General features: G+C 38.7%; 15 protein-coding genes. 11 read left to right on the top strand and 4 right to left on the bottom strand.

The genetic code is table 11. From position 1 onward, the window contains the following. A partial coding sequence (locus tag HCJ55_RS05360) for a LapB repeat-containing protein (RefSeq protein WP_185517350.1) occupies positions 1 to 720 on the top strand: 720 nt, incomplete at its 5' end. Between the two features lie 44 nt (positions 721 to 764). On the opposite strand, the gene HCJ55_RS05355 is transcribed toward HCJ55_RS05360, so the two are convergent. From HCJ55_RS05355 to HCJ55_RS05345, 3 genes are all read right to left on the bottom strand, one after another. After that, positions 765 to 1,073 (bottom strand): carboxymuconolactone decarboxylase family protein, encoded by a 309-nt coding sequence (locus HCJ55_RS05355; RefSeq protein ID WP_185517348.1) that lies wholly within the window; start codon positions 1,071 to 1,073, stop codon positions 765 to 767. Between the two features lie 63 nt (positions 1,074 to 1,136). Continuing rightward, complete coding sequence (pdxK, locus tag HCJ55_RS05350; protein WP_008947086.1) at positions 1,137 to 1,952, bottom strand: pyridoxine/pyridoxal/pyridoxamine kinase; 816 nt, start codon at positions 1,950 to 1,952, stop codon at positions 1,137 to 1,139. Between the two features lie 25 nt (positions 1,953 to 1,977). Further along, the gene (locus HCJ55_RS05345; RefSeq protein WP_185481577.1) at positions 1,978 to 2,844 is read right to left on the bottom strand and encodes a Cof-type HAD-IIB family hydrolase; all 867 of its coding nucleotides are present in this window, start codon (positions 2,842 to 2,844) and stop codon (positions 1,978 to 1,980) included. Between the two features lie 173 nt (positions 2,845 to 3,017). Here HCJ55_RS05345 and HCJ55_RS05340 point away from each other — a divergent pair, with 173 nt between their 5' ends. From HCJ55_RS05340 to HCJ55_RS05295, 10 genes are all read left to right on the top strand, one after another. Beyond that, complete coding sequence (locus tag HCJ55_RS05340) at positions 3,018 to 3,581, top strand: maltose acetyltransferase domain-containing protein (RefSeq protein WP_185517346.1); 564 nt, start codon at positions 3,018 to 3,020, stop codon at positions 3,579 to 3,581. Next, positions 3,578 to 3,841: a DUF5327 family protein gene (locus HCJ55_RS05335; protein WP_185517344.1), complete on the top strand. Its 264-nt coding sequence runs from the start codon at positions 3,578 to 3,580 to the stop codon at positions 3,839 to 3,841. The genes HCJ55_RS05340 and HCJ55_RS05335 overlap by 4 nt, the downstream gene beginning before the upstream one ends. Positions 3,842 to 3,850: 9 nt before the next feature. Beyond that, positions 3,851 to 4,228 (top strand): DUF423 domain-containing protein, encoded by a 378-nt coding sequence (locus HCJ55_RS05330; RefSeq protein ID WP_008947090.1) that lies wholly within the window; start codon positions 3,851 to 3,853, stop codon positions 4,226 to 4,228. 114 nt (positions 4,229 to 4,342) lie between these two features. After that, on the top strand, positions 4,343 to 5,278 hold the full coding sequence (locus HCJ55_RS05325; RefSeq protein WP_185504391.1) for an ABC transporter ATP-binding protein: 936 nt from the start codon (positions 4,343 to 4,345) through the stop codon (positions 5,276 to 5,278). Beyond that, on the top strand, positions 5,271 to 6,041 hold the full coding sequence (locus tag HCJ55_RS05320; protein WP_185517342.1) for an ABC transporter permease: 771 nt from the start codon (positions 5,271 to 5,273) through the stop codon (positions 6,039 to 6,041). Before HCJ55_RS05325 ends, HCJ55_RS05320 begins: the two co-directional genes overlap by 8 nt. 256 nt (positions 6,042 to 6,297) lie before the next feature. Next, entirely contained in the window at positions 6,298 to 7,182 is an 885-nt protein-coding gene (locus tag HCJ55_RS05315; protein ID WP_185517340.1) for an SDR family oxidoreductase, read from the top strand. An 18-nt stretch (positions 7,183 to 7,200) separates the two neighbouring features. After that, positions 7,201 to 7,374, top strand: coding sequence for a DUF2188 domain-containing protein (locus tag HCJ55_RS05310; protein WP_008947095.1), 174 nt, complete (start codon positions 7,201 to 7,203; stop codon positions 7,372 to 7,374). 784 nt (positions 7,375 to 8,158) lie between these two features. Continuing rightward, positions 8,159 to 8,524: a hypothetical protein gene (locus tag HCJ55_RS05305; RefSeq protein ID WP_185503184.1), complete on the top strand. Its 366-nt coding sequence runs from the start codon at positions 8,159 to 8,161 to the stop codon at positions 8,522 to 8,524. 292 nt (positions 8,525 to 8,816) lie between these two features. Continuing rightward, positions 8,817 to 9,227, top strand: coding sequence for a DUF805 domain-containing protein (locus HCJ55_RS05300; RefSeq protein WP_185517338.1), 411 nt, complete (start codon positions 8,817 to 8,819; stop codon positions 9,225 to 9,227). 147 nt (positions 9,228 to 9,374) lie between these two features. Further along, positions 9,375 to 9,776: a DUF805 domain-containing protein gene (locus tag HCJ55_RS05295; RefSeq protein WP_185517336.1), complete on the top strand. Its 402-nt coding sequence runs from the start codon at positions 9,375 to 9,377 to the stop codon at positions 9,774 to 9,776. 38 nt (positions 9,777 to 9,814) lie between these two features. Here HCJ55_RS05295 and HCJ55_RS05290 read toward each other — a convergent pair whose 3' ends face one another. Continuing rightward, entirely contained in the window at positions 9,815 to 10,024 is a 210-nt protein-coding gene (locus tag HCJ55_RS05290; protein ID WP_003721793.1) for a lmo0673 family protein, read from the bottom strand. Positions 10,025 to 10,040: the final 16 nt, after the last annotated feature.

The raw sequence follows: 10,040 nt of genomic DNA, 5'->3' as shown, positions 1-10,040 counted from the left end.
ACTTTGCAAGCGGTGAATGAAGATGGTGTGGCAGCAGAAGCGAAAACGTTTGTAGTGCATATTTTGAAAAGTCCAGCACCAATTATTACGGTGGACCCAGAAATAACCTATCCTAAAACAATGACAAAAACGGAAGCCGAACTCCTACATGAAGTTAACGCTAGGACGAACGATGGCTCCCCGCTAGTTTCTGATATGGATGAGCAAGTAAAATGGGGCGTGCCGGGTGATTACGAGGTCACTTTGCAAGCGGTGAATGAAGATGGTGTGGCAGCAGAAGCGAAAACGTTTGTAGTGCATATTTTGAAAAGTCCAGCGCCGATTATTATGGTAGATCCAGAAATCACGTATGACACCACGATTATAAAAGACGAACAAGATCTATTGCGAGATGTCCGTGCTCGAACGAATGATAATTCTGTGATAACATCTGACGCGGCAACTAAAGTGAAATGGCGGACGCCGGGAAGTTATACCGTGACTTTAAATGCGGTGAATGAAGACGGAATTCCAGCTAAAGCCGTGCAATTTACTGTGAAAATTGTGGAAGCTGAGAAAGCGGCAATTGTTGTTGCGGAAAATCCTGGAGTAACACCCAAGCCAAAAAGGGAAGAGGAGTTAGTGATAAGGAAACTCCCGCTAACTGGTGACACGACTTCAAAAGCGATATTCGTTGGGCTTCTTTGTTTGGGAACTTGGCTTCTAGTTAGAAAAAAATAACAGTAAAAAAAGATAAGTGGGTTCACTTATCTTTTTTTAAGTTACTATTCTTCATCAAAAGCATCAATGGCTACAGGTAAAGCACTTATCACTGTGTTGCCGACCGCGGGCAGGCCAACGAGAATGGCGCTAATAATTTCATCTCGTGTCGCGCCATTTGATTTCGCCATTTTCACATGGAAGGGTAGTCCGCTTTCTAGGCGGGTGGCGGCCAAAACGGCAATGTATGCAAGTTCCTCTGTTTTCTTATCGAGCTTGCTTGCAGTATCTAATTTATGTACAGTTTCCATCCAAGCTGTTTGTACTTCAGGAGCTTCTTTTGCGAATACTTCGAATGATTTACTTACTTTCACTAAAATTCATCTCCTATAGATTATTATAATAAAAAACCGCCCAAACACTGGGCGGTTTTTGTATTATCTGTTTTCTGCTTTATTATAAGCACCATGCCAAACAGGGCCGATGAATTCGTTTAATGCGAATCCACCTTTGATAGCTGCTGTGACAAAGTCTTTTGCTTTTGCGACAGCTTCTTCTACAGTTAAACCTTTTGCAAGGCCAGCTGTAATTGCTGCTGCGAACGTACAACCAGCGCCGTGATTGTGGCTTGGGGAAATTTTTTCTACTTCATAAATAGTGAATTCTTTTCCATCGTAAAGTAGGTCGATTGCTTTGTCGCTTTCTAGAGCTTTTCCGCCTTTGATAACAACGTATTTAGCGCCTAACTCGATGATTTTTTTCGCAGCTGCTTTCATATCGTCTAATGTAGTTAATTTGCCAAGACCGGATAATTGGCCAGCTTCGAATAAATTTGGTGTTGTGATTGTTGCTTTTGGCAATAATAAGTCGCGAATAGCTTCAGCGTTTTCTGGTTGGATTAGTTCGTCTTCGCCTTTACAAACCATTACTGGGTCAATAACGACATTTTTTAAATCGTATTTATCAATTGCTTCGCGAGTTGCTTTAATGATGTCAATCGAACCAAGCATGCCTGTTTTCATTGCGTCAACTGGGCCGCCAGAAAGGATTGTTTTTAGTTGTTCGCGAACTAGTTGCGCATCAATTGGAGTAACTCCGTGTGCCCAGTTGTTGTCTGGGTCCATTGTTACGATGGTTGTGATTGCGCTAAAACCGTACGTGCCGTATTCTTCAAATGTTTTTAAATCGGCTTGTAGACCGGCGCCGCCACTTGAATCAGATCCTGCAATAGTTAATGTTTTTTTGATTGTCATTCGTGTTTCCTCCTAAAAATAAACTTTAGTCATTTGTTTCTAACATTTTATAAATGGCTGCTGCAACGCCGTGTTCATCATTGGAAAGTGTAACGTGTTTGGATAATTCTTTGACTTCTTCTTCGCCGTTACCCATGGCTACGCTATAACCGGCCATTTTCAACATCGAAATATCATTCATATTATCTCCAATTGCAAACGTTTCATCAAGTGTTACGCCTAATTTTTCTACATAATATTGTAAGGAAATACCTTTTTGTGCCTCGCGGTGGGTGATTTCAATATTATCGGAAAAAGAAGAGGTGACAGATAGCTCGGAATCTTTTTCAAGCTTTTGTTTAGCTTTTGCAAGTACATCTTTATCAGAAGAGAAAGAGATGAATTTTAAAATAGTTAAATCTTTATTGCCTAAAATGCGCTCTACATCAGGGATTTCATGGACATCTTTGGATTCGAAACGTTCTTCTACTTTGTCCATGATTGTTTCTGCTGGTACGTCTGGGTGGATGCGTTTGTGCATTTCAATCATAAATTCTTTGCCACGAGCTTTATCAGTTGTAATTGGGCCCATGTCAGTGAAAAATTCGGTATACATTCCTAGTTCAGTCAGGGTGTTATAAGTGTTACGCGCTAGGTTTTTATCAATCGGATGCTGCAAAATTATTTTGCCGTGTTCGTCACGAATTTCTGCACCATTCATACAAATCGCCGGTGCGTATAAATTGGCTTTGTTAATCAAACCCATTGCATCGTCATACATACGTCCAGTACAAAGAACGAAATGAATTCCTTTGGCGCGAGCTTTTTCGATTGCCTCGACGTTTTCTTGTGCAATCTCGATATCAGAGTTAAGTAGTGTGCCATCCATGTCTGAAGCAATAACTTTAATCATAATATTTAATTCCTCCCCAATTTTACCTACTTCACTAGAATATCATTTTTTTAAGAAAAATGCACAAAAGGTAGCTGCGCGTAGTTTTTTGAGTGGTGCGATTACTTTACTATATTTCTGTCTTTCATTTGGTTATAATGGATAAGAATAAAACGTGGATAGGATGTGTCAGGATGAAAACAGAACTAGAAAAGATGATTGCAGGAGAAATGTATGATCCTAGCGACAGAGAGCTTGCACACGGAAGAAATCGTGCGCGTAAGTTCTGCAGAGAGATTAACGATACAATGGATTCAGCGTCCCGTTCCAGTGTGTTAAAACGTCTTTTTGGTGGCACAAAAGAAAATGTTTATGTCGAACCAGATTTTCGTGTAGATTACGGTTCTAATATTTATGTTGGCGAGAATTTTTATGCTAATTTTGATTGTGTAATTTTAGATGTGTGTGAAGTACATATTGGTGATAACTGCATGATGGCGCCAGGGGTTCATATTTATACGGCAACGCATCCGCTTGATCCGGTGGAACGTAATAGCGGCTTAGAGCTTGGGAAACCAGTTAAAATTGGCGATAATGTCTGGATTGGCGGACGAGCAATTATTAACCCTGGTGTGAAGCTTGGAAATAATGTCGTTGTTGCGTCAGGCGCAGTTGTTACGAAAAGCTTTCCGGATAATGTCGTTGTTGCTGGAAACCCAGCGCGTGTTATTAAAACAATTGAGGTTGAGGAAAAATGATTATTTCAGATTCAAAGATTTTTGAACAAATGGAAAGTGAATTAGCGAAAGCAAGAGCAGCGACAACAAAAGCGAGCCAAGATAAGCATTTGCATGGCTTAATGCTACTTGTCCAGCTTGCGAAAACAGGCGACGAGAGAAGCGTGGAAGTAGAACCGACCTCTATTCCAGCAGCGGAACCGGCGCAGATTGCAAGTATGGATGGCAAGAAAATAGAGTTAGAAGACGGCGCGAATGGAGATTCATTGCTTGATTTTTAGGGGGTAACTATGAGAAAAACAATTATTACTGGAGCCATTTTTGCGGGGTTAGCAGTTTTACTGGGGGCTTTTGGGGCGCATGCTTTAAAAGATATGCTCGGAAGTTACGCGAGTACTTGGGAAACCGGCGTTCAGTATCAAATGTTTCACGCAGGTGGTATTTTAGTAGTGGGGTTATTAATGGAGAAACAAGCTAGTCGACTTTACACGTGGGCAGCGATTTTATTTGCGGTCGGAATTGTCTTTTTCTCCGGCAGTTTGTATGTTTTAAGTATTTCCAAAGTGGCTGTTTTAGGTGCGATTACGCCTATCGGTGGCGTTTGTTTTATCGTTGGTTGGTTCTTGCTTATTTTAGGAGTATCAAGAAGAACGATGAGCAGATATTAATGGGAAAATAATCGTCTTTTCGCGCTTATTTAAGTGGAAAGACGATTGTTTTTTCTTATTGGCAAATAAGTGATAAAATATAGGAATGACAATTTATAAGGAGACAGCAATTACATGACTTATGCACTTGAAATAAAAGGGTTAAGAAAAATCTATTCCACTGGAGTCGAAGCATTACGCGGTGTTGATTTGACGGTAGAAGAAGGGGATTTTTATGCGCTACTTGGTCCTAATGGCGCTGGGAAATCAACGACTATCGGGATTATCACGTCGCTTGTTAATAAAACATCTGGTCAAGTGAGCGTATTTGGTTACGATCTGGATACAGATATCGTCCGGGCAAAACAGCAAATCGGTCTTGTTCCGCAAGAATTCAATTTTAATCCATTCGAAACGGTTCAACAAATCGTAGTTAACCAAGCTGGATACTACGGTGTTTCTCGGAAGGAAGCTTTTAAACGTAGCGAAAAATATTTAAAACAATCGAATTTATGGGAGAAACGTAATGAACGTGCGCGGATGCTTTCGGGTGGGATGAAACGCCGCTTGATGATTGCGCGTGCTCTGATGCACGAACCTAAGTTGCTCATTTTAGATGAACCGACTGCTGGGGTGGATATTGAGCTTAGACGTGAGATGTGGACGTTTTTAAGAGAGTTGAACGAAAGTGGTACGACGATTATTTTGACGACGCATTATTTAGAAGAAGCTGAGATGCTCTGTCGTAATATCGGTATTATTCAATCCGGGGAGTTGATTGAGAATACTAGCATGAAATCATTGCTTGCTAAATTACAATTTGAAACGTTTATTTTTGATTTAGAGCCATATGAAGGTTCTTTTGAAATAACGGGCTATAATCATGTGTTTGAAGATAAGCAAACCTTGTCAGTAGAAGTGGAACGTGATCAAGGGGTTAATCATATTTTTGAACAATTAAGCGAGCACGGCATCAAAGTGCTTTCGATGCGCAATAAATCTAATCGTCTCGAAGAACTATTTTTGAAAATTACAGAAGAAAAACATCAAGTGGGGGAGAAACATGTTTAATCTATATTTTACCGCGTTAAAAAGTCTGGCGGCGAAAGAAACCAATCGTTATATGCGAATTTGGATTCAAACGTTAGTGCCACCAGTCATCACGACTTCGCTTTATTTTATTATTTTTGGGAAAATGATTGGTAGCCGCATTGGCGATATGAACGGCTTTTCTTATATGGAATACATTGTGCCCGGGCTGATTATGATGTCCGTTATTACGAGTTCTTATGCCAATGTGTCATCTTCGTTTTTCTCGCAAAAGTTTCAGAAGAATATTGAGGAAATTCTCGTTGCGCCAGTGCCAACGCATATTATTATTTGGGGCTTTTTAATTGGCGGGATTGGTAGAAGTATTCTAGTTGGCGCGCTTGTTACGCTTATTTCGATGGTGTTTGTGCCGTTACACATTCACTCATGGTCGATTGGGATTATTACCTTTTTAATGACGGCAATTTTATTTTCACTTGCGGGACTTATTAACGGGATTTTCGCTAGATCATTTGACGATGTATCGATTGTGCCGACCTTTGTATTACAACCGCTCACCTATTTAGGTGGCGTATTTTACGCGATTTCGATGCTACCACCAATTTGGCAAGCTATTTCTAAAGTGAATCCGATTGTCTATATGATTTCTGGATTCCGCTACGGTTTCCTAGGCGTTAGTGATGTGCCAGTAGCCGTTTCGCTGTCGATTCTTGTGTTATTTATCGTCGTGCTTTATTCAATTTGTTGGTATTTGATTAGTAAAGGCCGCGGACTTAGAAGTTAATAGGGATTTTTGAAGAGAGAGCGGGTTGCCGTTCTCTTTTTTTCATGTTTACTACAATTCTTTTTCAATTCGATGTTAGACGTTTTAGCGAAAGACACGAGGGAAAACATAAAGTAACGAGGGGGATGAACATGGGGAATAAAAAAGTGAAGCGAAAACTGGGCGCTAATATTTGGTGGATACTTATATTGGCTATTTTAATTATTTTCGTAGCCTATTTAGTCATGGGTTACGTCGCAAAAATATAGGAGGTTTTATGATGAATAAAGAAAATCCATTAAACAAATATCATACAGGGAAATTTGAAAAGCAACGGCAAGATTATCCTGGTTTGCAAAGTAAAATGACGCCTGTTCCAGATACGGGTGAGTCGAGCTATCAAGGTGCGAATAAATTAACCGGGAAAAAGGCTTTTGTTACGGGTGGCGATTCCGGAATTGGACGAGCTGCTGTTATAGCTTATGCGAGAGAAGGCGCCGATGTGGCGATTAACTACCACCCAGATGAAGAGTTTGACGCGCAAGAAGTGAAAAAGGCTGTGGAAGAAGCTGGACAGAAATGTATCTTATTGCCAGGCGATTTACGTAAGGAAGGTTTCGCGAAAGAAGTCGTGAAAAAAGCGTACAACGAGCTGGGTGGGTTAGATATACTTGTACTCAATGCAGGTTTACAACAGTACCAATTCGATATCCAAAAACTCCCAGCGGAACAATTGCGCGATACGTTTGAAGTGAATGTATTTTCGGTAGTTTTTGCCATTCAAGAAGCACTCAATTACTTAAAAGCAGGCGCGAGCATTATTTTAACTTCCTCCATTCAAGGTGTGAAACCGAGCGCGCACTTGGTTGATTACGCAATGACAAAAAGTAGTTTGATTTCATTAACGAAAAGTTTAGCCGCGCAACTAGGAGAAAAAGGTATCCGCGTTAATGCAGTTGCGCCAGGACCAATTTGGACCCCACTTCAAATCTCTGGCGGACAACCACAAGAAAGCATTCCAGAATTCGGTCAGAACCAACCATTAGGACGAGCAGGGCAACCAGCAGAACTCGCGAGCGCTTATGTATTACTAGCATCAGATGAAGCAAGTTACACAACAGGCCAAGTATATGGAATCACAGGTGGAGCTCCGATTAACTAAAAAACGAGGTGGAAAGCTATGCCATGGACCAAAAATAATTACCCGGATTCTTGGAAAAATCTAAGAAAGCTGGAACGCGAAAAGGCAATCGAAATCGGTAATGCATTATTGAAGGATGGCTATTCAGAAAGCCGTGCCATCCCTATTGCGACATCGAAGGCGGAAGAATGGTATAAAAATCATAAAGAATAGTAAGCTGAAAACCGCACTTGGGATGAAATAGTTTCCGGGTGCGTTTTTTGTAATCGTTTATACTATAGGGTTTGATTTCTGTTGCATTTAAGTTAAATTCGTCATCTAATTTTAATACAAAAAAAGGGTTTGGATTGCGTGAGACGGGTATTATATAACCATAAGCAATGACAATGCCATTACTTTTTCTCCCTTTTTTGTAGTGGGTTGTCTTACTTACCTTAAACTCCCTTTTATACTCTTTTGTGGTTGTGTAGCAACCCTTTGGAGTATTTTTTTTGGAAATTTATTTTAGTTTATCTGTAATTTAGCGAATAATTATACTATTTTATTCACTAGGTAATAATAAGAAATGATAATTAATCAAATAAATAAGGGGATTTTTATATATAAGTAACGTATATTAATAGGGAATATGTATTTTTTGTGATATTTAAAAATAGCCTTGCATAAATTGTGAATAATTGCTGTAATTTGCGTGTGATTTCGTTATTTTAAGCTCAATATCATGCAAATCATGTAAGAATAAATCTAAATTAGCTTTACTTTTATTCGTTCGCGACAAGAATCGGCCATTTCATTACATTTTTTGTTATACATCGACTTTTTATGATACACTCTTTTTAAAACCTAAATTATTATACAACAGGGAGAGAAATGCGCTTATGAACAAATATGTTTTAAATGATATGACAGCACCAATATTTGGTGGATTTTTGGTAGTAACTTCGAGTACCCATGTATCTGAAGCCGTACTAAATAAAATGAAAAGAGAGTTAATAGCATGAAGAAAAAATGGTTGATAGTAATATTGTCAGTAATAGTTCTTTGCGCTGTGGTTTTCGGGGTAAAGTGGCTGTTATATAAAGATAACCTTGTAGGAATGGTGCAAGTTGACAACGTTTTATATATAGTGACGTATGAACCTGCTAATCAAGAAGATGCTTTAGAGAAGATTGGCGAGGTAGAGAATAGAATTCGGCATTACCGAATACCAGATGAAGATTTCAGCTCTAATTATTTAAGTGAGGGCACAGAACTTTACGCAACCAAAGACGAGAATGAGTTTTCAAGAACTATTTTGTTTAAAGAGGACGGCGAATATTTTATTGCATCAGAGGCCGTGGGGCAACCTAATCAAAAGCAATAGAATGGGAAATATTTTAAAGGCATGTTTAACAGCATGCTTTTTATTATTTCATGAGTAGCATTTGGAGTACTTTTTTTGCAATCAAAAAGGGGCTTTATTTATGTAAAGTTTTATCCTTGATAAAGGAAATTTATAGGGATTTAAAGGCTTTAGGACCTATGACTATTGGCATGTTTTTCCTTGTGATTTGAAATGTGTCTATTTTATGAATCTTTCTATTATAAGCTTGTATAATGCAAAAGCGATGTATATTCTTAGAGCTAGGGCAAAATTTATTTACATAGGAGGAAATATGGGGTTTTTAGAAGCTTATAAGTCATTTTGGAAGAATTATGTCAATTTTAGTGGTCGTGCGCCAGGTTCAGCCTACTGGTATGTATGGGTTTGGAACACGGCAATTTGTGTGGGCTTTTATTTACTGGCTTCTACTATTGGCGTGTCAATAATGGGAGGCGGGGGGAGCCTTGCTGGTGGAGTTATGGCAATATTTTTTGTAATTGTGATGTGGTTGTATTCAGCAGCTATTATATTACCTACACTTAGCCTTATTGTAAGACGTTTACATGATACAGGGAAAAGTGGCTTTTTCATTTTCCTTGGTTTAATTCCAGTCGTTGGTTCCATTATTATTTTAATATTTATGAGTCTTGAAAGTGATGGACCAAACCGATATGGAGATGTCTATAAGAAATCGGATATTTAAATAAAAAAATGAGCTAAGGTCAACACTTAGCTCATTTTTTAAAATGTATATGTTTATTTTATCCCTCTTTCTACGATAAGCTTGTTTTAAGCTAGCGGTGTCGCATATTCTAGAAAAATAACATAATTTTATTACACAGGAGGAAATATGGGATTTTTAGAAGCTTATAAGTCATTTTGGAAGAATTATACTAATTTTAAAGGGCGTGCTCCAGGTTCTGCATTCTGGTATGTAATAGTTTGGAACATGATAATTAATGGGCCTCTGCTTGTTATGTCAAAAATTTTTGGTGTTTCAGAAATATTATTTGGAGTTGGTGGAGGGATTGCGCTCTTTTTTGGAGGTTTACGGTTTTTGTATTGGTGTGGCTCTATAGTTCCACTAACGAGCCTTATTGTAAGACGATTACACGACACTGGGAGAAGTGGTTATCTTGCTTTCCTTGCTTTAATTCCAGTCGTTGGATCCATTATTATTATAATATTTATGTGTTTTGAAAGTGATGGACCAAACAAATATGGAGATGTCTATCAAAAATCAGAGGTTTAAAAGAAAAACGAGCTAGGATCATCTCCTAGCTCGTTTTTTTAATGGATTCCTTCACTCACAAGGAACCAATTCACTTGGTTGGTATTAATAAAATAAGTTAAGTCGTATTTTGTTAACTCGATACATTTTTCGTTAAAAAGGTTTTTTAAATCTGCTTTAGATAATTCGTGGATGCTGATGTTGTTGATTTTTGCGTCGTCGTCAAGGCGAATAGATTCACCATTTACGGTATAAATTTCGATATACATCGTGCCACCCTTTCTA

This window comes from Listeria marthii, assembly GCF_014227425.1.
GTDB lineage: Bacteria > Bacillota > Bacilli > Lactobacillales > Listeriaceae > Listeria > Listeria marthii.
The sequence above is the reverse complement of the archived record's forward strand: the minus strand, read 5'-3'. Positions and strand labels throughout refer to the sequence as shown.